Here is a 25,335-nt window from a genome sequence, read left to right on the forward strand (position 1 = left end):
GTGTCGGGGGTCAGGGGGCTGGGGTGTAGTTCGTGATCTCGAAGCACTCCTCGTCGTCGACCGCCGTCGGCACGGGGTCCAGCTCGAGGGTGCGCAGGACGCCCGTGGCGGGGTCGAACGTGATCGTGCGGACCGCGCCCGCGTCAGGGCCCGTCGCGCGGTCGACGAGCGTCGCGATCGTCGGCACGACCTCGAGGAGCCGGTCCGGCGAGAGCCCCTGCTCGTCGAGCGGGTCGACCTCCGACACGCGCCCGTCGACGACCGTCACCCGGTACCGCCCCGCGAGCGCGTTCTCGCCGCACGTCGAGTCGAGCGTGTACCGGTACGACGCGTGCGTGAGGTCCGGAGCGCCCGCCGGCACGTCCACCACGGCGGGCGTCGACGTCCCCTGGGACGGCGCAGAACCGGGTGCCGATCCAGGCTGCGACGCGCACCCCGCGAGCAGCGCAGGACCTGCGGCGAACCCCACGACGAACCCGACGGCGAGACCCACCCGGCGACTGACGACTCCTCGGCGCTCTCCCATGCCCGGTACACGCCCGCTCCGCGAGAAAGGTTGACGGCCGGGTGGACAGGGTGCGCGCCCGCGCACCAGGGTGGGACGCATGCTCGTCGCGTTCTCCGTCGCCCCGCTCGGATCGGGCGAGTCCGTCACCGCAGCCGTCGTCGATGCCGTCCGGGTGGTCCGCGAGTCCGGCCTGCCGAACCGCACCGACGCGATGTTCACCACGATCGAGGGCGAGTGGGACGAGGTGATGGACGTCGTGAAGCGCGCCACCGAGGCCGCCGGAAGGCATGGCGGTCGGGTCAGCCTCGTGCTCAAGGCGGACATCCGCCCTGGCCACGAGGGTCAGCTCGACGCGAAGGTCGCGCGTGTCGAGGAGGGCCTCCTGGACGCCTGACCTGGTGCTCGCCCGAACGGGGCGATCGCTACCCGTCCGGCGGCTGACCGGCGGGCTCCCGATGTGCCAGAGTGTGGGCGCCGGGTGAGCCGTGCGGCCCCCCGGGAGGGGCGCGACGAGCCGCACAGCACGACGCAGGGAAGGCCAGGAGCAGGATGCCGATCTTCGAGCTCGACGAGGAGCGTCCGCGACTCGTCCAGCCGATGCAGCCGCTCGCGGGCGCGTTCGCGCAGGAGTGCGCGATGCTCGTGCGGCACCACCTCGCCGCGATCGCGGGTGAGCCGTTGTTCCCCGTCCGTGCGCGCTCGGCGGCGCCCGACCACGCGCACCTGCCCGAGCTGCTCGCGCTCGATGCGACGGGTCGGCCGGTGGTCCTCGAGGTGGTCCAGGTGGTCGACGACGACGCGGTGGTCAGTGCCCTGCGACACGCGGGGGCCGCCGCGCGCATGACGACGACCGACCTCGCGCGTGCCTACCACGCGGACCCGAGCCGGTTCGGCGTCGAGTTCGCCGCGTTCCGTGAGCAGGTCGCGTTCGGGGCGCAGACGTCGCGACGCGAGGGCGTGCGGCTGGTGCTGCTCTGCTCCGAGGTCGCGGCCGAGGCGGCGGACACGCTCGGCTACCTGCGCGGGCCGGGGCGGCACGTCGACATCCTGCAGGTCGGGGTCGTGCGCGGGTCCGACGACCGTCGCCTCATCGACGTGTCCCCGCTGGCGCGCCACGAGACGAGCCGCCGTGCCGTCGAGCCGACCGCGCTGCGCCTGGTGCGCTCGAGCGAGGCGTCGTTCGCGAGCGCGATGGCGTACGAGGGCGAGCGGCGCGCGCTGCCGACGCCGAAGCCGTGGTCCGCGGAGCGCACGTCGTCGGGCGAGCTGCGCACGGTCCCGTCCGCACCGCCGCGCCCGCGCCCGTCGCAGCCGGCCCAGCAGTCGACACAGCAGCCCGCCCAGCAGCTTGCCCAGGACTCGACCCAGCAGCAGGCTCCGAGGTCGACGACCACCGAGCCGACGCCCGCCGTGCCCGAGCCGCCGATGCCGCCGATGCCGCCGGTGCCCACACCGCCGCCGAGCTTCCCCGCCGACTCATCGAGCGCTCCCGCGGTCTCGAGCGGCCCGCCGTCGGATCCCGTCCGCACCCCCGTGCTGCCGCGCCGCCCGGACGGCTCGCTGCGCACCGACGGTCAGCCCCGCACCGGCCTCACACCGCCCGCGGGCGGCCCGACCGCGGGCCCCGCACCGCTCCCGCCGGGCGCGCCCCCGCGCACGTCCGCGTTCGACGTCCCGACCCAGACGCCGCCCGGCACGCGCGCCGTCGAGCCGCCGCCCGCACCGGCGCCCGTCGCGGGGCCGCCGGTCCTCGAGCACGCCCCCGCGGGGCTCGTCGACCTGCCGCACCCGCGTCTCGCGACGCTCGCCAAGCAGCGGCGTGCGGTGACGACGCTGGTCTGGTTGCGCGAGCGGCGGGGCCAGCGGGTGGTCGCGACCCTGCGCCACGACGGTCTCATCCAGACCCCGACGGGCGGCGTGTTCGCCGACCCGAGCCACGCGGCCGCGGCGGCCGTCGGCGCGTCGACCGAGGTCGACGGCTGGCGTGCCTGGCGCATCGGCGACGGAGGGCCGACGCTGGGGGAGGCGACCGGCTTCTCGCCGAGCTGACCAGACTCCGAGCTGACCAGACTCCGAGCTGACCAGACTCCGAGCCGACCCGACTCCCGGAGGTGCCGATGCCGCGCACGAGCGCCGGGCTGCTGCTGTTCCGTCGCGAGGTCGGCACCGTGGAGGTGCTCGTCGGCCATCTCGGCGGACCGTTCTGGGCGCGCAAGGACGCCGGCGCGTGGACCGTCCCCAAGGGCGAGCTCGAGGGCGACGAGGAGCCGTTCGCTGCGGCGCTGCGGGAGTTCGCGGAGGAGACGGGCGCGCCCGCGCCACCCGGAGCCGGACCGGACCTCGACCTCGGTGAGATCCGCCAGGGCAGCGGCAAGGTGGTCCGCGCGTGGGCGCGCGAGGCGACGCTCGACGCGACGGCGCTCGTGAGCAACGCCGCGACGATCGAGTGGCCCCCACGTTCGGGCCGGTCGATCGAGGTGCCGGAGCTGGACCGCTTCGCATGGGTCCGGGCCGACGAGGTGGGGCCGCTGCTCGTGGCCGGGCAGGCGGAGCTCGTCGACCGCCTCGTCGCCGCGCTGGGGTGAGCGACGGCCCGCCTCGGCCCGCCACGGCCCGACGTGGTGCCGTGGTGGCGACGCCAGCGCTGTGGTGGGACGACGAGAACAGGGCCCGACCGTCGAGGTCGGACCCTGCTCTGGTACGCGCCGGCCGGCTCAGGCCTCGTCGGCCGTCGTGCCCGGCGCCTCGCTCGGCGGCTCGCCCGGAGTCGTGCCCGGCGTCGCGGTGGCCGACGCCGGTGACTCGCCCGCGAGGACGAGGTACACGTCGCGGCGCGCCTTCTCGAGCACCGCGAGGGTCGCGGTGGCCTGCTCGGGCGTGCCGGTGCGAGCGACCTGGCCGGCCGCGGCGCCGAGCGCCTCGAGGGCGGCGCGCAGGTCACGTCCCGGGTGCGCCGGGCGGGCCATCGCGTCGTCGAACGGGGTGCCGATCTCGTCGGCGTGCTCGGCGACGTAGGCCGTACCGGCCTCGGTGAGGGACGCGAGCTTGCGCCCGCCCTCGGCGGTGATGGTCACCAGGCCCTCGTCCTCGAGCAGCGCGAGCGCCGGGTAGATGGCGCCGGGCGACGGCTTCCACGCCCCGGCCGAGCGCTCCTGGATCTCCTGGATGAGCTGGTAGCCGTGCATCGGCTGCTCCTGCAGGAGCACGAGCACCGCGGCACGGATGTCACCGCGGCCGGCGCGGCGGCCGGGCCCACGGCCGGGGCCTCGACCCGGGCCACGGCCCTGGCCGCGACCACGCTCGGGGTCGCCCGTGAATCCGGCACCGAAGCCGGGACCGAATCCGGGACCGAATCCGCCGCCGGAGCGGGGGTCGAGGCGCGGGTCGAAGCCGCCGCCGCGGTGGTGGCCGGAGCCGCGCGAGCCGTGCTGCGAGCCGTGCTCGGGCGAGCCCTGGTGGTGCCGACGCTCGCGGCCGCGGCCGAGGAGCAGGTCGGCGGCGTCGGGACGGCGAGGGCCGCGCCGGGGGCGGGGAGAGAAGCTGTTGAGGGGGTTCATGGCGTTCATGGGTGGTCTCCTGAAAGGTGTGGATGGCCCGTGTCGTCGGGCCTGCGTCCCGTCCGGGCGGCGCGTCGCGTCTTCGCCGGCGGGGTCGAGATCTGTGTCATCGACTGCGTCAAAGATATATCGCTATACAGTCGTCGACAACCCCGCGAGGTGTGACCTACGTCACGACCAGCCGTACGCCGCCGTCCACCGCGCGATCTCCGCGAAGTACCGCTCGCGGACGGGCGGCGCCGACAGCGACAGGTCGTGCACGCCCCCGGCGATCCGCACCACGGTCACGTTCGGCCCCAGCTGGACCGCCCGCCGCGCCAGCTGGTCCACCTCGAGCACGATGTCCGCCGAGCGCATCTCGTCGCTCCACACCGGGCTGATGTGCGAGCGCGCGGACAGCAGCGTGAGCACCGGCGCCGTGATCGAGAGCCCCCGCGCCACGCGTGCGTGCCCGGCCATGACGGCCCGCAGCCAGCCCGCGCGCACCGGGAACGACGGGGTCGGTCGCCACCGCTCGTCGTACGTCCACTCCCCGCCCGTGCGGGTCGAGAGCGTGCGGTCGTAGAAGCCGGGGTCGATGTTGGGCAGGGCGGTGCGTGGCGTGAACCGCGCGAGCCGCGCGACCGCCGGCCCGGACAGGTGCCGCATGACCGACGAGCCCTGCAGCTCGAGCCACGGGCTGTTCAGCACCACGCCGTGCACCGCGTCCGGGTTGTAGTGAGCCCACAGGCTCGCGACGAGGCCGCCGGTCGAGTGGCCCACGAGCATCACGCGTCCGTTCGCACCGATCTCCGCGCGCACCACGGCCAGCGCGGCACCGATGTCCTCGCGGTACGTCGCCAGGTCGTCGACGTACCCGGGGGTCTGGTGGGGGAGCAGGCTGCGGCCGTACTTGCGCAGGTCGAGGGCGTAGAACGCGGCGCCGAGGGCTGCCCAGTGCTCCGCGACGGCGGTCTGGAAGAAGTAGTCCGACCAGCCGTGCAGGTACAGCACCGCCCGCGACGGGCGCACCGGCTCGGGCGTCGGCGCGGTGTGCCGCACGAGGCTCGCGACGACCGGCCCCTCGTCGTCGGCCGCGAGCGGCAGGGTCGCGACCTCGTAGCCGTCGCCGAGGACGTCGGGCGCCCAGGTCACGTCCACCGGCCGCCCTCCCGTCTCAGACCGTCACGACGATCTTGCCGAACTGCTCGCCCGCAGCGAGCCGGGCCACCGCGTCGCGGGCGCGCTCCAGCGGGAACGTCGTGTCGACCACGGGCCGCACGCCCGTGCGCGCGAGGAACGCGAGGAGGTGGCGCAGGTCGTCGCGCGAGCCCATCGTCGCGCCCGCGACCGTGATCTCCTGGAAGAAGATGCGCGTGAGCTCCGCCGGCTCTGCGTCCCCGCTCGTCGCCCCCGCGACCACGACGATCCCGCCCGGCCGCACCGAGCGGATCGAGTGCGACCACGTCGCCCGGCCGACGCTCTCGAGCACCACGTCCACGCGACCGACACGTGCACCGGGCTCGACCGCGCTCGCGGCCCCGAGCGCCAGCGCCCGTGCGCGGCGCTCCTCGTCGCGGCTCGTCACGACCATCTCGAGCCCCGCTGCGGCCCCCAGCGCGACCGCCGCGGTCGCGAGCCCGCCACCCGCACCCTGCACGAGCACGCGCTGCCCGGGCGTCGCACGCCCGGTCGTGAAGAGCATCCGGTACGCCGTGAGCCATGCCGTCGGCAGGCACGCGGCCTCGACGAACGACAGCTCGGCCGGCTTGTCGACGAGGTTCCACGTGGGCACCGCGACCCGGTCGGCGAGCGTGCCGTCGTACCGCTCGGACAGCAGCGAGCGCGGCTCGTCGGACCCGTCCGTGCCGCCCACCACGGCGTGCACGACGACCTCGCGCCCGTCGGCCGTGACCCCCGCCGCGTCGGTGCCCAGCACCATCGGCAGCTGCTCGGCCCGCAGCCCGACCCCGCGCAGAGACCACACGTCGTGGTGGTTGAGCGCGGCGGCGCGCACATCGACGACCGACCACCCCTCGCGCGCCACCGGCTCGGGTCGCTCACCGACCTCGAGCCCCGCGGCGGGGTCGTCGGGCGAGAACCGGGTGGCGTACGCGGCGATCACAGCCCTTACCTAACCACCCGCGCGCTCACCGATGCGGCACGCCGTCACAGCAGGGGGAGCATGCGGCCCAGGTCGGGGACGCCCTCCGACGTGTGGCGTGCGTGCAGCGCGCGGGCCAGCTCGTCGACGTCGTACGGCTCGCGTCCCGCAGCCAGGCGGAGCCACCGGCGCTCGTCGGCCACCTCCAGGTCCCAGCCGCCGCGCGCGACGACGATCGCCAGGAGCTCCCCCGCGACGAAGCGCAGCGCCGCCGGGTCCACAGGGTCGGGTCCCGCGTCCGCTCCCGGGATGCGGTGCACCGAGCGCACGAGGTCGTCGGCGTGCACGACGAGCTCCAGCACCCGCGACGTCGTCATCGCCGAGAGCAGCACCGGCCCGCGCCGGGCCTGCACCACGCGGTCGGCCGGGCCCAGCTCGTCGAGCGTCGCGAACGCCGCCGCCGCGCGCGCGTCGACCCACGTGAGCGGGTCGCCGGCGATCTCGAGCGCGAGCGCCCGCGTCGTCTCCGCGATGTCCGCGGCCCGCGCGACGTACGAGCCGAGGTACTCGGCCAGCGAGAGCGGCACGGTCCCGGGCGGCGCCGGACGGCACACCGCGAGAGCGTCCATCGCGCGTCCCAGGTGCGCGACGAGCTCGGCGATCGACCAGCCGGGAAGCACCGAGGGCTCGTCGCCCACGTCGTCGGCCAGCAGCTCGCCCGTCCAGTCGCGCAGGCGGTCCCACTGCGTGCGCAGGGCGGTCGACGCCTCCGTGAGGTCAGCGCTCATGGGGGCATCCTGCCGCGTCGGACGGGCCGAGCGCGGGACGTCAGCGCGAGCGGTCAGCGGCGGGACGTCAGCGCGAGCGGACGGTCTCTGCGAGGAACTCCGTGACGAGCGCACCCACCTGGTCCTCCTCGATGAGGAAGCCGTCGTGGCCGTAGTCGGAGTGGATGGTGCGGACCGGGCCCGCGCCGGGCACCGCCGCGGCGATGCGCTCCGACTGCGCGGGCGGGAACAGCCGGTCGGAGTCCACGGCGACGACGAGACCGCGCGCGGTCACCGCCGCGAGCGCGGCCTCGACGCCGCCGCGGTCGCGGCCCAGGTCGTGCGTGATCATCGTGCGCGTGAGCGTGACGTACGTGTTGGCGTCGAATCGCCGCGTCAGCTTGTCGCCGTGGTGGTCCAGGTAGGACTGCACCGCGAACCGGCCGCCCTCGAGCGGGTCCTCGCCACCCTGGGGGATCCGCCCGAAGCGCTGGTCCAGCTCGAACGCGCTGCGGTACGTCTGGTGCGCGATCTGCCGCGCGAGCGCGAGCCCCGCGTGCGGGCCGTCGCCCGGCTCGGCGTCGTAGTAGTCGCCGCCACGGAAGCGCGGGTCCGACGAGATCGCCGTGAGCTGCGTGTGGAAGCCCGCGATCTGGTCGCCCGACGTCTGCGCGGTCGTCGCGATCGCCGCGAACGCGGCCACCCGCTGCGGCTCCGACGCGGCCCACTCGAGCACGCGCAGGCCGCCGAGCGACGCGCCGATGACGAGCGCCCACGTGTCGATCCCCAGCAGGTCGGCCAGCCGCATCTCCGCGGCGACCTGGTCGCGCACCGTCAGGTGGGGGAACCGCGATCCCCACGGACGGCCGTCGGGCGCGGGCGACGAGGGGCCGGTCGACCCCTGGCAGCCGCCCAGCACGTTGGGCGCGACGACGAACCACTCGTCGGTGTCGATCGGGGCGCCCGGGCCGACCATCGACTGCCACCAGCCGGCGGTCGCGTGACCGTCGCCCGCGGGACCCGTGACGTGCGAGTCGCCCGTGAGCGCGTGCAGCACCAGGACCGCGTTCGACGCGTCCTCGTTCAGCGTGCCCCACGTCTCGTACGCCAGCCGTACCGCGGGCAGCCGACCGCCCGACTCGAGCGCGAACGGGCCGAGGTCCGCGAACTGCCGGCGCCCCACCGGGTCGCCCGGTCGCCACGCCGTCGAGGCGGGCACGCTCGGGCGCTGCGGCACCGGCACACGGCTCGACCGTGTGCTGGCCCACGCGGGCGCGAACGTCAGCTCGTCGGACACAAGACCTCAATCTACGGAACGGGGTGCCGCCGGGGGCCCGGGCGACCGGTGGGCGGGACGGGCGCGGGGCCCGCCGCGCCCACCGGACGGTGCGGCCGGATGCGGCTGGATGCGGCCGGACGTGCGGCTCAGACGCCCTTCGCTGCCCGGAAGCCCGCGTCGAGGTCGGCCAGGATGTCGTCGATGTGCTCGATCCCGACCGCGAGGCGCACCAGGCCGGGCGTGACGCCGGACAGCGCCTGCTCCTCCGCGGTCAGCTGGCTGTGCGTCGTCGAGGCCGGGTGGATCACGAGCGAGCGCACGTCGCCGATGTTCGCGACGTTCGAGTGCAGCTCGAGCGCCGAGACGAACGCCTGCCCCGCCGCGGAGCCGCCGTCGATCTCGAACGCCAGCACCGCACCCGCGCCGCGCGGTGCGTACTTGAGCTGGGCCTCGTGCCACGGGCTCGACTCGAGGCCCGCGTAGTGCACGAAGTTCACGTCGTCGCGCGCCTCGAGCCACTCGGCGACCTTCTGGGCGTTCTCGACGTGCCGCTCGACGCGCAGCGACAGCGTCTCGACGCCCTGCGCGATGAGGAACGCGTTGAACGGGCTGATCGCGGCCCCGAGGTCGCGCAGCAGCTGCACGCGCGCCTTGAGGATGAACGCGAGGTTCACGCCGAAGATGCCGCCCACGCCGAGGTCGCGCGCGTAGACCAGGCCGTTGTACGACGGGTCCGGGGTGTTGTAGTTGGGGAACCGCTCGGGGTGCTGCGCGAAGTCGAACGAGCCGCCGTCGACGATCACGCCGCCGATCGCCGAGCCGTGCCCGCCCAGGTACTTGGTCGCGGAGTGGATCACGATGTCGGCGCCCCACTTGAGCGGGTTGATGAGGTACGGCGTCGCGATCGTGTTGTCGACCAGCAGCGGCACGCCGACCTCGTGCGCGACGCCGGCGACCGCCTCGATGTCGAGCACGTCGCCCTTGGGGTTCGGGATCGTCTCGCCGAAGAAGAGCTTGGTGTTGGGGCGCACCGCGTCGCGCCACGCCTGCGGGTCGTGCGGGTCGGTGACGAACGTGGTCTCCACGCCCAGCTTCGGCAGCGTGTAGTGCAGCAGGTTGTACGTGCCGCCGTACAGCGACGGGCTCGCGACGACGTGGTCACCGGCCTCCGCGATGTTGAGGATCGCGAACGTCTCCGCGGCCTGTCCCGAGGCGAGCAGCAGCGCGCCGACACCGCCCTCGAGGCTCGCGATCCGGTTCTCGACGACCTCCTGCGTGGGGTTGGTGATGCGCGTGTAGATCGGGCCGAGCTCCTGCAGCGCGAACCGCTTCGCGGCGGTCTCGGCGTCGGGGAAGACGAACGACGTCGTCTGGTAGATCGGCAGCGCGCGTGCGCCGGTCGCCGCGTCGGGCTCCTGGCCCGCGTGGACCTGGCGGGTCTCGAAGTTCCAGTTCTCGTTGCTCATGGGGTGCTCCTCGTGGCTGGTGCGGGGTGGTGGGTCGGGCCGCGGGGAGGGCGTGCGCCGACGCCCGACCCGCGGGGGGATCGGTGGTGCGCACGGTGTCGAGATCCGGACCGGCCAGGCGGCCGGGAGGATCGTCGCGGGTGCGGCCGTCAGGTCGGCCGGCTGCCCGCGGGCATGCCGAGGCGTGCGCTGGTCAGCGACACATTCGGCGGGACATGGGGCGACAGTAGGACGCGCGTCCATGCGTGCGGAACCGCCGTCTTGCCATGTGGGACAGCCGTCTCACGGAGCCGGGTCGTGCGCAAGCAGCGGCACTTGTGACACGAGTCGTCTCCTGGTGCGGCGAATCGGCGCAGGAGTTCACCTGTGTCACAAGTGCCGCTGCTCGCGATGCGCCAGACGCGGGGCCGGGCGCGGGAAAGGGCGCGGGAGCGGGCCGGGCGGGGCCGTCGTGAGCGTTCCGCCGTTCGTCGACCGGTGTTCGTCCATCCGTCGCCCGGCCGTCGGCCACTGGGCGACGGAGGCCGGTGGACTGTCCCGACGGGTGCCGAGGTGGGCGCCGCGACGAAGGGGCCCGCGCGGTGCCGGCGACGTTCCAGGTGTACCGGTTCTCGGACGACGAGCACTACTGGTGGCGCCTCGTGAGCCCCCACGGGCGTGGAGTCGCGCGCATGCCGCGGGGTGCGCGATCCGTGCAGGCGGTCCGTGACGCGGTGCGCGACGTCGTCGCGGGGCTCGACGAGCTCACGCCGGTGCTGCGGCTGACCGATACGTACAGGTGGCAGTGGTCGTTGCACGCGCCTGGCGGCATCCCGGTGGCCCGCGGGATCGGCGACCAGGACCGGCGCGTGCGGTGCGAGCAGGCGTGCCGGACGTTCGTGGCGATGGCCGCCGCGGCGGCCGTCGACGGCTCGGTCGCGACGTTCCGGAGGGTCGGGGCGCCGTCGCGACCCGGCTGATCGGGTGAACCGGCGGCCGCGATGTCCGAAGTGTCCGATGTGACGAGTGTGACTGCTGTGACTGCTGTTCACTTCTGGGGTTTCGCCGGGTAGCGTCCCCGGGGGCGGTGGTGCCGCCGCCCTCAGGCCGGGAGACGCCCGCGCCGGAGAGCCCGAGCCCGTGGGAGCAGCGGTGACGAACGACCGACGACGACCCCTCGTGGGCGGGCTCGTCACGTCCGTCGCGCTCGCCGGGCTCCTCGTCGGCGGCGCGAGCATGGCCACGGCCGACCCGACGCCGCCGTCGGGCCAGGACGTGCGCGACGCGCAGTCCGCGGTCGCGCGGGCGCAGGGCTCGGTCGCGGCGATGGAGGTCCGGCTCGCCGAGCTGAGCGTCGCGAGCGACGCCGCCGACCTGCGCGTGCAGCAGGCGGGCGAGGCCTACACGCAGGCGCTCTCGGACGCGCAGGACGCGCAGACGTCGGCGGACGCCGCGGCCGACGAGGCGCGCCGGGCGGCCGACGACGCCGAGCAGGCCCGCCGCACCCTCGTCGGGATCGCGCGCGAGCTGGCCCGCTCGGGCGGGTCCGTCGACGCGCTCGAGTCGGTGCTGTCCGCCGACGGGTTCCAGGACGTCGTGCGGCGCACGACCGCGCTCGAGCGCGTCACCGACAAGGCCGACCAGGCCGTGCAGCAGTACCGCGCGACGTCCCTCGTCGCGGTCACGCTCCAGCAGCACGCGCAGGACAGCGCGGACGACGCGAAGGCCGCCTCCGAGCGCGCCGCGAGCACGCTCAAGAGCGCCGAGAAGATCGCCAAGACCGCCGACGAGGACGAGTCGTCCGCCGCGGTCGAGCGGGACGAGCTCCTCGAGCACCTCGCGGCGGCACGCAAGACGTCCGTCGACGTCGAGCGAGCCCGCCAGGACCAGCTCGACGAGCAGCGCCGCCAGCGCGAGGACGACGAGGCGCGCGCGCAGCACGAGCAGGACGACGACCACGCGACGCCGACGACCCCCTCGTCGTCGAGGCCGACCACGAAGCCGTCGTCGTCCACGCCCTCGTCGGACCCGACGCCGACGCGCGATCCCGACCCGACCACGGACCCGGAGCCGACGAAGGACCCGGAGCCGAGCACGGACCCGGAGCCGACGAAGGACCCCGCGCCGACGAAGGACCCCGCGCCGACGTCGGACCCGAAGCCCACGAGCAGCCCGAAGCCCTCCAGCACCCCCAAGCCGACCGCGACCAGCACGCCGAGCTCGCCGTACGGGCTCGGAACGGGGACCTCGCGCGGCTCGGCGTCGGCGGGACGCAGCGCGCTCTCCGCGGGCAAGGAGCGGATCGGCCTCCCGTACGTCTGGGGTGGCAGCGGACCCGACGGGTACGACTGCTCGGGCCTGACCATGACCGCGTGGCGCGAGGCGGGCGTGTACCTCAACCGCACGTCGCGCGACCAGTACAAGCAGGTCCTCAAGATCCGCTACGACGACCTGCGGGTGGGTGACCTGGTGTTCTGGTCGACCGACCCGAGCAACCCCAACGCGGTCTACCACGTGGCGATGTGGGCGGGGAACGGCCAGATCCTCGAGGCGCCCTCCCCGGGCAAGCAGGTGCGCCTGACGGCGATGCGCTGGGCCAACACGATGCCCTACGCCGGCCGCCCCTGACCGCCGCACGACGAGGCCCGGGCACGACGAGGCACGGGGACGACGGAGGCCCGCCGGCCGACACGTGTCGGCGAGCGGGCCTCGTCAGGTGGAGCCGTGACCGGTCAGTGGTGGTAGCCCAGGTCGATCGCGCGCTGGCGCGAACGCTCGATCTCCGCCTCGGCGTCGGTGCGGCCCACCCAGTGGGCGCCCTCGACGGACTTGCCGGGCTCGAGGTCCTTGTAGACCTCGAAGAAGTGCTGGATCTCGAGGCGGTGGAAGTCCGACACGTCGTCGATGTCCTGGCGCCAGGCCGCGCGCTGGTCGCCCGTCGGCACGCACAGCACCTTGTCGTCGCCGCCGGCCTCGTCGCGCATGCGGAACATGCCGAGCGCACGGCAGCGGATCAGGCAGCCCGGGAACGTGGGCTCCTCGAGGAGCACCAGCGCGTCCAGCGGGTCGCCGTCCTCACCGAGGGTGCCCTCGATGAAGCCGTAGTCGTCGGGGTAGCGCGTCGAGGTGAAGAGCATGCGATCGAGGCGGATGCGCCCCGTCGCGTGGTCGACCTCGTACTTGTTGCGCTGACCCTTGGGGATCTCGATCGTGACGTCGAACTCCACTGCTCTCCTCCAGCGCACGGGCCGGTGGGCCGGTGCGACACGCCTCGGGCTGCGGCGCGTCGGGGTGTCGAGGGCGCCGTCGTCTCGACAGTAGTCTGACGCACCGCCGGGCCGACCGTGCAGTCGGCCCCTGGACAGGGCAGGTGATCATGGCCACAGGCGCGCGCGTCGTGGGGACGGCCGCGCTCGTCCTCGTGCTCGCGGGCGGCGCGTACGCGACGCTGGACGCGCACGACGTGGTCCCGGGCCTGCTCACCCTCGCGCCCTCGCCGACGCCCCCGCCCCCGTTCCCGACGGCCCCGGGTGCGGTCGAGGCGCCGGACCCGACGAGTGCGCTCACCGAGCTCGACCCGGCCGCACCGCAGCCCGCGACGGCGAAGGTCGGGGCGCTGGTCGACACGCTGGTGCACGACGACAGGCTCGGCGAGCCCGCGCACGTGGGGGTCGTGGTGCAGGACCAGCTCACGGGCGAGGTCCTCGCGCAGCACCTGCCCGACGAGGGGCGCACGCCGGCCTCGACCGCGAAGCTGACGACCGCCGTCGCGGCGCTGTCCTCGCTGCCGTCGAGCACGACGATGCCGACGACGGTCGTGCGCGGCACCGGCGACGAGATCGTGCTCGTGGGCGGCGGGGACATGATGCTCGCCGCGGACAAGGGGAACCCGCGCACGGTGCTGGGCCACGCCGGCCTCGGCGACCTCGCGCGTGCGGCCGCGAAGAAGCTCGCGCTCGAGGGCGTCGAGAGCGTGCACCTGCGCTTCGACACCTCGCTGTTCACCGGCCCCGGCCTGTCACCCGGCTGGGAGCAGAACGACATCGATGCCGGCTACGTCGCCGCGGTGACGCCACTCGCGGTGAACATCGGGGGCAAGCGGCCGATCACGCCGAAGGACGAGTACCCGCCGCGCTACGCCGACCCCGCGCTCGAGGCAGCGCGCGTGTTCGCGCAGCGGCTCACCGAGGCGGGCATCGCGGTCCAGGGCGCGCCCACGCGCGGGACGGCGCGCGAGGGCGCCCTGCGGCTCGCGCAGGTCCGGTCGGCCCCGCTCGACCAGGTGGTGCACTACTTCCTCGACACCTCCGACAACACGATCACGGAGGTCGTCTCGCGGCTCGTCGCGATCCAGGCAGGCCTGCCCGCGAGCTTCGAGGGGGCGACGACGGCGGTGCTGCGGGCGGTGCAGCTCGCGGGTGTGAGCACCGCGGGCGCGCACCTCGAGGACGCGTCGGGCCTGGGCTACGGGTCGAAGCTGCCGCCCGCGATGCTCGCGGGCATGGTGCGGCTGACGACGCAGCCCACGGAGCCGACGCTGCGACCGATCGCGGTGGGCATGCCGATCGCCGGGCTCACGGGCACGCTCGCGGACCGTTTCACGACCTCGCCCGCACGTGGCTTCGCGCGTGCCAAGACGGGCTCGCTCAAGCAGGTCACGGCGCTCGCGGGAACCGTGCTCGACGCGGAGGGGCGCCAGCTGGTGTTCGCCGTGCTGGCCGACGACACCGTGCCGGGCCAGTGGAACGGGCGGCCGCCGATCGACGCGTTCGTGACCGCGCTCGCGGGGTGCGGCTGCCGCTGACCCCGGGCGCGGCGCCGCGGGTGAGGTTGCGCCCGCGGCGAACCGCACCGCCGGCGGGGTCGTCGGCCGCAGGGACCGCGTTAGCGTGGGCGGATGGAGCACGAGTCGCCCGTCGACTGGACCGCCGCTGCGCGCATCGCCGGCCGGCTCGCCCCGCCCGGACCGCGTGCGCCGCGCGCCGAGCTCGAGCAGCTCGTCGGCGAGCTGCGGGAGGTGGCTGGTCCTGCCGCGGCGCACGTCGCGCACGCGACGGGGGTGATGCCCGCGGACGGCCGCGAACCGGCACAGGTCTCGCGCGTCGTCGTCGTCGACCGCCCCGGCTGGGCGCGCGCGAACACGCAGATGTTCGAGGTCATGGCCGCGCCGCTGGGCTCGGTGCTCAGCAGGCGCGCGCCCACCGCGGCGTCGCGCCGTGCGGCCGCCACCCAGGTGGGCGGCGTGCTCGCGCTGCTCGCGGGCAAGGTGCTGGGTCAGTTCGACCCGTTCACGCCCGCCGCGGACGGCCGCGGGCGACTGCTGCTCGTCGCCCCCAACGTCCTGCAGGTCGAGCGCACGCTGCAGGTCGAGCCGCGCGACTTCCGCACCTGGGTCTCGCTGCACGAGCAGACGCACGCGCTGCAGTTCGCCGTGGCGCCCTGGCTCGTCGACCACCTGCGCGAGCGCTCGGCGCGGCTGATCGAGGGGTTCGACGCCGACGCGCGTGGCGAGCTCGTCGAGTCGTTCACGCGGCTCGTGCGCGGGGGTTCCGTGCTCGACGCGCTCGACGCCGAGCAGCGCACGCTGTTCGAGGAGGTCGGCGCCGTGATGGCTCTGCTCGAGGGGCACGCGGACGTCGCGATGGACGATGCCGGGCCGGCCGTCGTGCCGACGGTGCGTGAGATCCGGCGCAGGTTCGAGGCGCGCCGGGACCGGTCCGCGGCCGCGGGTGGGGTCGAGCGGCTCCTGCGGCGCGTGCTGGGGCTGGACCTCAAGCTCGCGCAGTACCGCGACGGCGCGGCGTTCGTCCGGGGCGTGCGCGACAGCGTCGGGTGGGACGGGCTCAACGCGGTGTGGGCCGCGCCCGCGCACCTGCCGAGCCAGGCGGAGATCGCCGACCCCGCGGCGTGGGTGCGCCGCGTGCACGGCTGACGGGCCGACGACCGTGACCGGTCCCGCACCCGCGGTCGCGGCGTGCCGCTCGGCGGTGCGCGCGGCGACGGCGGACCTGCCCGACGACGCGCTCGTGCTCGTCGCGTGCTCGGGCGGCCAGGACTCGCTCGCGCTCGCGGCCGCCGCGGCTTTCGTCGCACGCGGAAAGGGGGCGCGGCTGCGCGCGGGGGCCGTGGTCGTGGACCACGGGCTGCTCGACGGGTCGGCGGACGTCGCAGAGCAGGTCGCGCGTACGTGCCGCGGGCTCGGGCTCGACCCCGTGCTCGTCGTCCCGGTGCTCGTCGACGGGCCGGGCGGACCCGAGGCGGCCGCGCGCGACGCGCGGTACGCGGCGCTCGAGGACGCGGTGCGCCGCACGGGTGCGGCCGTCGTGCTCGTCGGGCACACGCTCGACGACCAGGCCGAGACCGTGCTCCTCGGCCTGGCCCGCGGGTCGGGTGCGCGCTCGCTCGCGGGCATGCCCGCGGTGCGCGGCGTGGTCCGACGACCGCTGCTCGGCCTGCGCCGCACCGACACCGCCGCGGCGTGCGCCGCCGAGGGCCTCGAGCCGTGGCACGACCCGACCAACGCCGGAGCGCCCGGCGACCCGCTGCGCTCGAGGGTGCGCGCCGAGGTGCTGCCGGTGCTCGACCGCGTGCTCGGACCGGGCGTCCCGCAGGCGCTGGCCCGCACCGCCGAGCAGCTCGCCGAGGACGCCGCGGCGCTCGACGACCTCGCCGCGCGCCTGCTGGCCGACCTCGGCGACGAGCCGGGCTGCACTGCGCTCGCGGCCGCCCCCACCGCGGTGCGCCGGCGCGCGCTGCGGTCCTTCGCCGTGCGCGCGGGGGCGCCCGCGGGCTCGCTGCACCGCGTGCACGTGCTCGCGCTCGACGCGCTCGTCACGGACTGGCGCGGGCAGGGGCCGGTCGCGCTGCCGGGTGGGCTCGCAGCCCGACGAGCGTGTGGCAGGCTTGTCGTCGGGCCCGCTGGAAGGCCCGACACGGCTGACGAGGAGTGACGGTGGACCCTGCCGACATGGGCGACGACCTCGAGCGGGTTCTCCTCTCGCAGGAGCAGCTGCACACCCGGCTCGACGAGATCGCGGCGCAGATCGACGCCGACTACGCGGGCAAGGACCTCCTGCTCGTCGGCGTGCTCAAGGGTGCGGTGATGGTCATGGCCGACCTCGCGCGCCGCCTGCACCTGCCCGTGCAGATGGACTGGATGGCCGTGTCGTCGTACGGCTCGGGCACCAAGTCGTCGGGCGTGGTCCGGATCCTCAAGGACCTGGACACCGACCTCATCGGTCGGCACGTGCTGGTCGTCGAGGACATCATCGACTCCGGCCTGACGCTGTCCTGGCTGCTGTCCAACCTGCGCAGCCGCGGGCCGGAGAGCGTCGAGATCGCGACGATGCTGCGCAAGCCCGAGGCCGCCAAGGTCGAGGTCGACGTGCGGTACGTCGGGTTCGACATCCCGCCGGACTTCGTCGTCGGGTACGGCCTGGACTACGCGGAGAAGTACCGCAACCTGCCGTTCGTCGGGACGCTCGCGCCGCACGTGTACTCGTCCTGAGGGCACCTGCCCCCTGCTCCGCCGGCCGGATGTGCCCTGCGCGAACAGACGTGAGCAGGGGCGCTCGCCCCAAGTCTGAGCGTGTACTTTCGAGGCACCCAGCCCAGCGACACCAGGAGTAAGGGCTAGCCCCGCCGCCGATGAACCTCAAGCGCCTGACCCGTGGCCCCTTCCTGTGGGTGCTGATCGCCGTCGTCCTCGTGTGGATCGGCATGAGCACGCTCACCGCGTCCAAGAAGGTGGGCATCGACACGTCCGAGGGCCTCACGCTGCTCAAGGGCGGGACCGTCGAGCAGGTCAAGATCACGGACGGCGAGCAGCGCGTCGACCTCACGCTGACCAAGGACTTCGTCCGCGACGACGACAACCTGGGCAAGCAGGTCTACTTCAGCTACATCGAGCCGCAGGGCGAGCAGGTGGTCTCCGCGGTCGAGGCCGCGAACCCCGCCAAGGGCTACAACTCGGTCAATCCGCAGCCGTCGTGGTGGTCGAGCATCCTCGGGATCGTCATCCCGTTCGTCATCATCCTGGCCGTCTTCTGGTTCCTGATGTCGAGCATGCAGGGCGGCGGCTCGCGAGTGATGAGCTTCGGCAAGTCGCGCGCCAAGCTGGTGAGCAAGGAGTCCCCGCAGGTCACGTTTGCGGACGTCGCCGGGGTCGACGAGGCGCTCGAGGAGCTGCAGGAGATCAAGGAGTTCCTCTCCGAGCCCGCCAAGTTCCAGGCCGTCGGCGCCAAGATCCCCAAGGGCGTGCTGCTGTACGGCCCTCCGGGCACCGGCAAGACGCTGCTGGCCCGCGCGGTCGCCGGCGAGGCGGGCGTGCCGTTCTACTCGATCTCCGGCTCGGACTTCGTCGAGATGTTCGTCGGCGTCGGCGCGAGCCGCGTGCGCGACCTGTTCCAGCAGGCCAAGGAGAACAGCCCCGCGATCATCTTCGTCGACGAGATCGACGCGGTCGGCCGGCACCGTGGTGCGGGCCTCGGCGGCGGTCACGACGAGCGCGAGCAGACGCTCAACCAGATGCTCGTCGAGATGGACGGGTTCGACGTCAAGACGAACGTCATCCTCATCGCGGCGACCAACCGCCCCGACATCCTGGACCCCGCGCTGCTGCGCCCCGGCCGCTTCGACCGCCAGGTCGCTGTCGAGCCGCCGGACCTCAAGGGCCGCGAGAAGATCCTCACGGTGCACGCGCAGGGCAAGCCGATGGCCCCGCACGTCGACCTCACCGCCGTCGCGCGCCGCACGCCCGGGTTCACGGGCGCCGACCTGGCGAACGTGCTCAACGAGGCCGCGCTGCTCACCGCGCGCCAGAACGCGCAGGTCATCGACGACAACGCGCTCGACGAGGCGATCGACCGCGTCATCGCCGGCCCGCAGAAGCGCACGCGTGCGATGAACGTCAAGGAGCAGAAGATCACCGCGTACCACGAGGGCGGCCACGCCCTGGTGGCGGCGGCCCTGCGGTACACCGACCCGGTGACGAAGGTGACGATCCTGCCCCGCGGGCGGGCGCTGGGCTACACGATGGTCATGCCGCTCGAGGACAAGTACTCGACGACGCGCAACGAGCTGCTCGACCAGCTCGCGTACGCGATGGGCGGCCGCGTCGCCGAGGAGCTCGTGTTCCACGACCCGACGACGGGTGCGAGCAACGACATCGAGAAGGCCACCGCGACCGCGCGCAAGATGGTCACGCAGTTCGGCATGAGCGCGCGGCTCGGCGCGATCCGGCTGGGCCAGGAGTCCTCGGAGATGTTCCTGGGCCGCGACGTGGGCCACCAGCGGGACTACTCGGAGACGGTCGCCGGCTCGATCGACACCGAGGTGCGCGCGCTCATCGAGCACGCGCACGACGAGGCGTGGGAGATCCTCGTCCAGTACCGCGACGTGCTGGACCACCTGGTGCTCGAGCTGCTCGAGAAGGAGACGCTCAACGCTGAGCAGCTCGCCCAGATCTTCACGCCGGTCGTCAAGCGCGACCCGCGCGAGGTGTGGCTCTCGAGCGAGGAGCGTGCCGTCTCGCAGCAGCCGCCCGTGCTCACTCCTGCCGAGCGCGCCGCGAGCAACGGCCACGTGATCGTGCCCGAGGACGAGGCAGCCGCCGCGCACGCGGAGCACCCCGCGGCCGAGGCCGTCGAGCTGCCGCCGAACGAGACGCCGGAGGCGTGATGGGCGACGTCGACCCGGTCTCGGCACCCGACGGGGCCGTCGGCGAGTACGACCAGGCCCGCGTCGAGGCCGCGGTCCGCGAGCTGCTGCTCGCGGTCGGCGAGGACCCGGACCGCGAGGGGCTGCGGGACACCCCCGCGCGCGTGGGCCGTGCGTACCGCGAGATCTTCGCGGGCCTCTACCAGGAGCCCGCCGACGTCCTGACGACGACCTTCGACCTCGGTCACGAGGAGATGGTCCTGGTGCGCGACATCGAGGTGTACTCGACGTGCGAGCACCACCTCGTGCCGTTCCACGGCGTCGCGCACGTCGGCTACATCCCCGGTCCCGACGGGAAGATCACGGGCCTGTCCAAGCTCGCGCGCCTGGTCGACGTGTACGCGCGGCGCCCGCAGGTGCAGGAGCGGCTCACGTCGCAGATCGCGGACGCGCTCGTCGAGGGGCTCTCCCCGCGCGGCGTCATCGTCGTGGTCGAGTGCGAGCACCTGTGCATGTCGATGCGCGGCGTCCGCAAGCCGGGTTCCCGCACGCTCACGTCGGCCGTGCGCGGGCAGATGCGCGACGTCGCGACCCGCGCCGAGGCGATGAGCCTCGTGCTCGGACGTTGACCCGGACGCCTTCCCGGACAGGTGCCCGGACGACCGCCCGCGCGACGGCCCGGTCCTGCTCCCGACGGCACCCCGAACGCCTAGCATCGCTTCCGTGAGCGCCCACGACGCCGCAGCCGCGGCCGTACCGGCCCGTCGACCGGCCCGTCGCGTGGCAGCACGCCCGCCGGGTCTGCCGGTCGAGGACCGCGCGCTCGTGATGGGCGTCGTGAACGTGACGCCCGACTCGTTCTCCGACGGCGGGCGCTGGTACACGCCGGGCGCGGCCGTGGCGCACGGCCTGACGTTGCTCGACGAGGGTGCGGACCTGCTCGACGTCGGCGGCGAGTCCACCCGGCCGGGCGCGCGCCGCGTCCCCGTCGCCGACGAGCTCGCGCGCGTGCTGCCGGTGGTCGAGGCCCTCGTCGGGCGGGGGGCCAAGGTCAGCGTCGACACCACCCGCGCGCGCGTCGCGCAGGCAGCGGTGGACCGCGGCGCGGTGCTCGTCAACGACGTGTCGGGCGGCCTGGCCGACGCGGAGATGGCGGACGTCGTCGCCCGCACGGGCGTCGCGTACGTCGCGATGCACTGGCGCGGGCACGCGGACGTGATGGACGACCTCGCCGACTACGACGACGTGGTGACCGACGTGCGCCGCGAGCTCGCCGCGCGCGTCGCGGTGCTGCGGGCCGCGGGCGTGCGGGACGACCAGGTGGTCCTGGACCCTGGCCTCGGCTTCGCCAAGCCCGGTGCGAGCAACTGGCCGCTGCTGGCACGTCTGCCCGAGCTGGTGGCCGACGGCTTCCCGGTGCTCGTCGGGGCGAGCCGCAAGCGCTTCCTCGGGCACCTGCTCGAGGGGCCGGACGGCACGGTCGCACCGCCGCTCGCGCGCGACCACGCGACCGCGGCGGTCAGTGCGCTCGCGGCGCAGGCGGGCGCGTGGTGCCTGCGGGTGCACGACGTGCGCCCGACGGTCGATGCGGTGCGTGTCGCCGCCGCGTGGCAGGCTGCGCGGGCGGGCGCGCCCGACGACGACCTCGCGGTCGACGAGGACGCGGCACGCGACCCCGCGCAGGCGGTGGTCGCCGAGCACGGGGGCGCAGGGACGAACGAGGTCACGCCGAGGAGGGCGCACAGGTGAGCCAGGACGAGGGCGCGGTGCTCGACGAGCAGGGCCGCCGGCTGGACCAGATCCGGCTGACGGGGATCACCGCGACGGGCTACCACGGGGTGTTCGAGCACGAGCGCCGTGAGGGGCAGACGTTCGTCGCGGACGTCGTCGTGCACCTCGACACCCGGCGCGCCGCCGCGCGCGACGACCTCGAGCACACGCTGCACTACGGCGAGCTCGCGGTGCAGGTCGCGGCCGTCCTCGCGGGCGAGCCGGTCGACCTGGTCGAGACCGTCGCGGAGCGCATCGCGGCCACCGTGCTCGCCGCCGGCATCGTGGCGGCGGTCGACGTCGCCGTGCACAAGCCGCAGGCGCCGATCGAGGTGCCGTTCGGGGACGTCGTGGTGGCGATCCGGCGCGACCGCACGAAGCTGCCCGCCGCCGAGCCGTACGTGGCCGTGGGGTCGGCCGGTGCGCAGGATGCGACGGGTGCCGGGGTCGGCCGTGCGCCCACGCCGACCGCGACGCTGCCGGCGGTCGCGGCTGCCGTGGCGGCTCCTGTGGCGGCGTCTGCGGCAGCTCCCGTCGGGCCCGGCGACGGGTCGGTGGGCGAGCCCGTCGTCGTGACGCCCGCACCGCCCGCCGCGCTGCCCCCGGGCGTCGTCGGAGGTGCGACGGCGGCGATCGCGGCGGCCGCCGGCGTCCCCTCGCTGCCGTCCGACCCGACCGAGTCGGATCCGAGCCCGTCCGACCTGACCCCCGAGTCGCCCCGCGGCGAGACGCCGTCCGGTGCGGTCGGGAACGACGTCACCCCCCACGACGTCGTCCCGCACGGCGGCACCCCGCACGACGGCACCCCGCACGACGGCACGGCCGACGTCGTCGACGCCGAGCTCGTCACCGACCGCTTCGACGTGGTCCCCGACGGCCCGGTCGACGTCGTGCTCGCGCTCGGGTCGAACCTCGGCGCGCCGCAGGACACGCTGCGGCAGGCGGTGCGCGACCTCGCGGACGTCGACGGCATCGACGTCGTCGAGGTGTCGCCGCTGGCCCGCACGGCGCCCGTGGGCGGCCCCGAGCAGCCCGACTTCCTCAACGCCGTGGTGCTCGCGCGCACGACGCTGTCCGCACGGTCGCTGCTGCGTGCGACGCAGGCGGTCGAGCGCGCGCACGGGCGCGAGCGGCACGAGCACTGGGGGCCGCGCACGCTCGACGTCGACATCGTGGTGTACGGCCACGTCGTGGGGGTGAGCGACGACCTCGAGCTGCCGCACCCGCGCGCGCACCAGCGCGCGTTCGTGCTGCAGCCGTGGGCGCAGGTGGCGCCGGACGCCGAGCTGCCCGGGCTCGGCGGGGGACCCGTCGCCGCGCTGGCCGCGACCGCACCGGACCGCGACGGCGTGCGATGGCTCGCGCTCGACTGGATGACCAGCCCCGTGCCCGCGGCGTCGCCCGAGCCCGCACCGGCCTCGCACGACGGCTCGTCGGCCGCCGTGGCACCGGCGCCCGACGGCCCGCCGGACCGGCCGTGACCAGCAGGACCCGCTGGCAGACGCTCGTCACGATCGCGCTCGTCACGGGCGTGCTCACCTGGTGGGTGCTCGAACGCCTGACGAGCCAGGGGACCGTGCTGCCGGAGGTCTCGTGGCTCGTCGGCCCCGTCGAGCTGCTCATCGCGGCCGTCGTGCTGTCGATGGGTTGGGCCGTGCGGCAGTACCTGCGCGGCAAACGGCCCTCCCTGGACCCGATCCGCGCGGCCCGGACGGCCGTGCTCGCGAAGGCCGCGTGCTACACGGGTGCGCTGCTCGTCGGCTGGTACGGCGGCCAGCTCGTGCTGCGCGTGTCGTCGCTCGACATCGAGATCAACGCCGCGCGCGCGTGGGCTGCGGGCGCGGCGACCCTCGGCGCGCTCGTGCTGCTCGTCGTGGGGCTCGTCGTCGAGCACATGTGCCGCGTGCCGCCCGCCGAGCCCGAGCAGGACGTGCGCGGCACCCACGCCTGACGCGAGCGGTCCCCGGGGGCAGGGTCCGCGAGCACCCGCGCGTGCGGGCGATGCAAGGATGGGCGCATGAGCGAACCGTTCGACCCGACGGACGTCACCTGGAACCACGTGTCCCCGCGGCTGGCGCACGCACGCTGGACGGGCATCGCGCTCGTGTGGGGAGTCGTCGTGGCGTGCCTCGTCGTGGTCGCCGTCGCGACGGGTGCCGCGTGGGTGTGGGTCCCGGCCGCGCTCGTCGCGGCCTTCGCGGTGTGGTCCGCGTGGATCACGGGACGCCAGGTGCGCGCGCTCATGTACGCGGAGCGGGCCGACGACCTGCTCATCCGCCGCGGCATCATGTTCCGCCAGCTCGTCGTCGTGCCGTACGGCCGCATGCAGTACGTCGACGTGACCGCCGGGCCGGTCGCGCGCAGGTTCGGCATCGCGAGCGTGCAGCTGCACACGGCGTCGCCCGCGACCACGGCGACGATCGACGGCCTGCCGCCCGAGGAGGCCGCACGCCTGCGCGACCGGCTCGCGTCCCGCGGCGAGGCGCGCCTGGCGGGGCTGTGAGCGACGCACCGCAGGAGCACGCGGACCGGCTGCCCGCCGCGACGGCCGTGCCGACGAGCACGCCGACGAGCACGCCGACGAGCACGCCGACGAGCACGCCGACGAGCACGCCGACGAACCCGCCCGTGCCGTACGAGGACGGCCACTGGCGCCGCATGCACCCCACGACGCCCGCGATCAAGGGCTGGAAGGTGCTCGTCGCGGTCGTCGCCGTCGCCGGGTACCAGGTGAGCGACAACATCGACGACGTGTCGGGGCTGATGCACGGACGCTGGTTGCTGGCGTTCGTCGGCGTGCTCGTCGTCGTGGCGCTCGTCGGCTTCGGCTACTCGGCGCTCGCGTGGCGTGCGACGCGCTTCCAGGTCACCGACGACGCGGTGCACCTGCACACGGGCGTGCTTTCCCGCCAGCAGCGGCAGGCACGCCTCGACCGGCTGCAGGCCGTCGACGTGGTCCAGCCGCTGCTCGCGCGGCTCGTCGGCCTCTCGGAGCTCAAGCTCGAGCTCGCGGGCGGCAACGGCTCCGCGTTCTCGCTGGCCTACCTGCGCGACGACGACGCGACCGCGCTGCGCGCCGAGCTGCTCGCGCTCGCGGCGGGGCTGCACCGGGACGCGGGTCCGGCGACGGCGGGTGCCGTGGCGACGACCGGTCCGAGCTCGTCGACCACCGTGGCGCTCGACGAGGCGACCTCCGCAGGCGACGGCCTCCTCGGGGCGCCGGGCGCGCCGCAGGTCGCGTCGCCGACCTCGACGCCGGCCCACGCCCCGGCGCTGCCGGCCTTCGCCGACGCGCCGGAGCGCCCGGTCTACGAGCTCCCCATGCCGCGCCTGCTCCTGGCGACGCTGCGCTCGGGCGCGTCGGTGTTCGTCGTGCTCGCGATCACCGCGTCCGCAGCGATCGCCGTGGCCGCGCGCGACATCGGCGCCGCGTTCGTGATGATCCCGATGCTCCTGGGCCTCGTCGGCTTCGTGTGGTCCCGCATCAACCAGGGCGCGAGCTTCCGCGCGGCGATCTCGCCGGACGGCATCCGGCTGCGCCACGGCCTGACCGAGGCGCGCACGCAGACCGTCCCGCCCGGCCGCGTGCAGGCGATCAGCCTGGGCCAGGGGCCGTGGTGGCGCGGCCCGGACTGGTGGCGGGTCGAGATGAACGTCGCGGGGTACGCCCATGCGGACAAGCAGCAGGACGACACCGTGCTGCACCCGGTGGCGTCGCGCGACGAGGCGATGGCCGCGGTGTGGCTGGTGCTGCCCGACCTGGGCGTGCCCGACCCGCAGGCGACGCTCGACGCGGCGATGCACGGACGTGACGACGACGGCGGGTTCACGCCCGCGCCGCGACGTGCGCGCTGGGTGGACCCCATCGGCTGGCGTCGGCACGGCGTGCTCGTCACGGACCGGGCGCTCATCACGCGGTCCGGCCGCATCTTCCGCCGCGTCGAGGTGGTGCCGCACGAGCGCACGCAGTCGATCGGCGCCGAGCAGGGCCCGTTGCAGCGGCGGCTCGGGATCGCGTCGTTCGTGCTGCACTCGACGCCGGGTCCCGTGCGGCCGAGCGTGGCGCACCTCGACCAGGCGGTGGTCGCCGCGCTGCTCGACGAGCAGGCCGAGCGTGCGCGCACCGCGCGCGCGAGCGCCGGGCCCGAGCAGTGGATGACGCGCCGGGAGGTCCCGTGAGCGACGCGTCGCGCCGGCCGGGGCGGCTGGGTGTCGGTGTCGTCGGGTCGGGCCGGGCGGGGGGCGGGCTGGGCAGCGCGCGGCGGTCCC

At 74.8% G+C, this 25,335-nt stretch carries 24 protein-coding genes; 16 read left to right on the forward strand and 8 right to left on the reverse strand.

What is annotated here, in order from left to right:
* Positions 1-10: 10 nt before the first annotated feature.
* Positions 11-493: a DUF6174 domain-containing protein gene (locus AW16_RS0114150; protein ID WP_051681969.1), complete on the reverse strand. Its 483-nt coding sequence runs from the start codon at positions 491-493 to the stop codon at positions 11-13.
* 112 nt (positions 494-605) lie between these two features.
* Here AW16_RS0114150 and AW16_RS0114155 point away from each other — a divergent pair, with 112 nt between their 5' ends.
* The 3 genes from AW16_RS0114155 to AW16_RS0114165 all read left to right on the forward strand — a co-directional run bounded on the left by AW16_RS0114155 (position 606) and on the right by AW16_RS0114165 (position 3,093).
* Positions 606-902, forward strand: a complete 297-nt coding sequence (locus AW16_RS0114155) for an MTH1187 family thiamine-binding protein (protein ID WP_029291438.1) — start codon at positions 606-608, stop codon at positions 900-902.
* Between the two features lie 155 nt (positions 903-1,057).
* Positions 1,058-2,557, forward strand: coding sequence for a hypothetical protein (locus AW16_RS0114160; protein WP_029291440.1), 1,500 nt, complete (start codon positions 1,058-1,060; stop codon positions 2,555-2,557).
* 68 nt (positions 2,558-2,625) lie between these two features.
* Positions 2,626-3,093 (forward strand): NUDIX domain-containing protein, encoded by a 468-nt coding sequence (locus AW16_RS0114165; protein ID WP_029291442.1) that lies wholly within the window; start codon positions 2,626-2,628, stop codon positions 3,091-3,093.
* A 129-nt stretch (positions 3,094-3,222) separates the two neighbouring features.
* Here the strand turns inward: AW16_RS0114165 and AW16_RS0114170 are convergent, their stop codons facing one another.
* From AW16_RS0114170 to AW16_RS0114195, 6 genes are all read right to left on the reverse strand, one after another.
* Positions 3,223-4,074 carry a PadR family transcriptional regulator gene (locus AW16_RS0114170; protein WP_051681970.1) on the reverse strand — a complete coding sequence of 284 codons (852 nt, stop codon included), beginning with the start codon at positions 4,072-4,074 and terminating at the stop codon, positions 3,223-3,225.
* 162 nt (positions 4,075-4,236) lie between these two features.
* Complete coding sequence (locus tag AW16_RS0114175; RefSeq protein WP_029291444.1) at positions 4,237-5,205, reverse strand: alpha/beta hydrolase; 969 nt, start codon at positions 5,203-5,205, stop codon at positions 4,237-4,239.
* Positions 5,206-5,221: 16 nt separating this feature from the next.
* Positions 5,222-6,169, reverse strand: coding sequence for a Zn-dependent alcohol dehydrogenase (locus AW16_RS0114180; RefSeq protein ID WP_029291446.1), 948 nt, complete (start codon positions 6,167-6,169; stop codon positions 5,222-5,224).
* Positions 6,170-6,213: 44 nt separating this feature from the next.
* Complete coding sequence (locus tag AW16_RS0114185) at positions 6,214-6,936, reverse strand: maleylpyruvate isomerase N-terminal domain-containing protein (RefSeq protein WP_029291448.1); 723 nt, start codon at positions 6,934-6,936, stop codon at positions 6,214-6,216.
* Between the two features lie 67 nt (positions 6,937-7,003).
* A complete protein-coding gene (locus AW16_RS0114190) occupies positions 7,004-8,158 on the reverse strand; it encodes a homoserine O-acetyltransferase (RefSeq protein WP_231496069.1) in 1,155 nt (384 codons plus the stop codon).
* A gap of 182 nt (positions 8,159-8,340) precedes the next feature.
* Positions 8,341-9,660 carry a bifunctional o-acetylhomoserine/o-acetylserine sulfhydrylase gene (locus tag AW16_RS0114195; protein ID WP_029291452.1) on the reverse strand — a complete coding sequence of 440 codons (1,320 nt, stop codon included), beginning with the start codon at positions 9,658-9,660 and terminating at the stop codon, positions 8,341-8,343.
* Between the two features lie 581 nt (positions 9,661-10,241).
* On the opposite strand from AW16_RS0114195, the gene AW16_RS0114200 reads away from it, so the two are divergent.
* Both AW16_RS0114200 and AW16_RS0114205 read left to right on the forward strand, forming a co-directional pair.
* Positions 10,242-10,619, forward strand: a complete 378-nt coding sequence (locus AW16_RS0114200) for a hypothetical protein (RefSeq protein ID WP_029291454.1) — start codon at positions 10,242-10,244, stop codon at positions 10,617-10,619.
* 172 nt (positions 10,620-10,791) lie between these two features.
* The gene (locus tag AW16_RS0114205) at positions 10,792-12,267 is read left to right on the forward strand and encodes a C40 family peptidase (RefSeq protein WP_156044193.1); all 1,476 of its coding nucleotides are present in this window, start codon (positions 10,792-10,794) and stop codon (positions 12,265-12,267) included.
* A gap of 104 nt (positions 12,268-12,371) precedes the next feature.
* Here AW16_RS0114205 and AW16_RS0114210 read toward each other — a convergent pair whose 3' ends face one another.
* Complete coding sequence (locus AW16_RS0114210) at positions 12,372-12,866, reverse strand: inorganic diphosphatase (protein ID WP_029291457.1); 495 nt, start codon at positions 12,864-12,866, stop codon at positions 12,372-12,374.
* Between the two features lie 149 nt (positions 12,867-13,015).
* Here AW16_RS0114210 and dacB point away from each other — a divergent pair, with 149 nt between their 5' ends.
* The 11 genes from dacB (at position 13,016) to AW16_RS0114265 (ending at position 25,245) form a co-directional block, all read left to right on the forward strand.
* Entirely contained in the window at positions 13,016-14,443 is a 1,428-nt protein-coding gene (gene dacB / locus AW16_RS0114215; protein ID WP_029291459.1) for a D-alanyl-D-alanine carboxypeptidase/D-alanyl-D-alanine-endopeptidase, read from the forward strand.
* A gap of 93 nt (positions 14,444-14,536) precedes the next feature.
* Positions 14,537-15,571, forward strand: coding sequence for a zinc-dependent metalloprotease (locus AW16_RS0114220; protein WP_029291461.1), 1,035 nt, complete (start codon positions 14,537-14,539; stop codon positions 15,569-15,571).
* A gap of 13 nt (positions 15,572-15,584) precedes the next feature.
* On the forward strand, positions 15,585-16,589 hold the full coding sequence (gene tilS / locus AW16_RS0114225; RefSeq protein WP_029291463.1) for a tRNA lysidine(34) synthetase TilS: 1,005 nt from the start codon (positions 15,585-15,587) through the stop codon (positions 16,587-16,589).
* Between the two features lie 2 nt (positions 16,590-16,591).
* Positions 16,592-17,146 (forward strand): hypoxanthine phosphoribosyltransferase, encoded by a 555-nt coding sequence (gene hpt / locus AW16_RS0114230; RefSeq protein WP_029291465.1) that lies wholly within the window; start codon positions 16,592-16,594, stop codon positions 17,144-17,146.
* A 140-nt stretch (positions 17,147-17,286) separates the two neighbouring features.
* The gene (gene ftsH / locus AW16_RS0114235; protein WP_029291467.1) at positions 17,287-19,317 is read left to right on the forward strand and encodes an ATP-dependent zinc metalloprotease FtsH; all 2,031 of its coding nucleotides are present in this window, start codon (positions 17,287-17,289) and stop codon (positions 19,315-19,317) included.
* A complete protein-coding gene (gene folE / locus AW16_RS0114240; RefSeq protein WP_029291469.1) occupies positions 19,317-19,925 on the forward strand; it encodes a GTP cyclohydrolase I FolE in 609 nt (202 codons plus the stop codon). Before ftsH ends, folE begins: the two co-directional genes overlap by 1 nt.
* 199 nt (positions 19,926-20,124) lie before the next feature.
* Positions 20,125-21,045, forward strand: a complete 921-nt coding sequence (gene folP / locus AW16_RS0114245) for a dihydropteroate synthase (protein ID WP_081861699.1) — start codon at positions 20,125-20,127, stop codon at positions 21,043-21,045.
* Positions 21,042-22,547, forward strand: a complete 1,506-nt coding sequence (folK, locus tag AW16_RS0114250) for a 2-amino-4-hydroxy-6-hydroxymethyldihydropteridine diphosphokinase (RefSeq protein ID WP_231496067.1) — start codon at positions 21,042-21,044, stop codon at positions 22,545-22,547. The genes folP and folK overlap by 4 nt, the downstream gene beginning before the upstream one ends.
* Complete coding sequence (locus AW16_RS0114255) at positions 22,544-23,017, forward strand: DUF3180 domain-containing protein (protein WP_029291475.1); 474 nt, start codon at positions 22,544-22,546, stop codon at positions 23,015-23,017. Before folK ends, AW16_RS0114255 begins: the two co-directional genes overlap by 4 nt.
* A gap of 66 nt (positions 23,018-23,083) precedes the next feature.
* The gene (locus AW16_RS0114260) at positions 23,084-23,569 is read left to right on the forward strand and encodes a PH domain-containing protein (protein ID WP_029291477.1); all 486 of its coding nucleotides are present in this window, start codon (positions 23,084-23,086) and stop codon (positions 23,567-23,569) included.
* Positions 23,566-25,245, forward strand: coding sequence for a PH domain-containing protein (locus AW16_RS0114265; protein WP_231496068.1), 1,680 nt, complete (start codon positions 23,566-23,568; stop codon positions 25,243-25,245). The genes AW16_RS0114260 and AW16_RS0114265 overlap by 4 nt, the downstream gene beginning before the upstream one ends.
* The last annotated feature ends 90 nt before the right edge of the window (positions 25,246-25,335 follow it).

Source organism: Cellulomonas sp. HZM (assembly GCF_000708885.1).
Classification (GTDB): domain Bacteria; phylum Actinomycetota; class Actinomycetes; order Actinomycetales; family Cellulomonadaceae; genus Cellulomonas.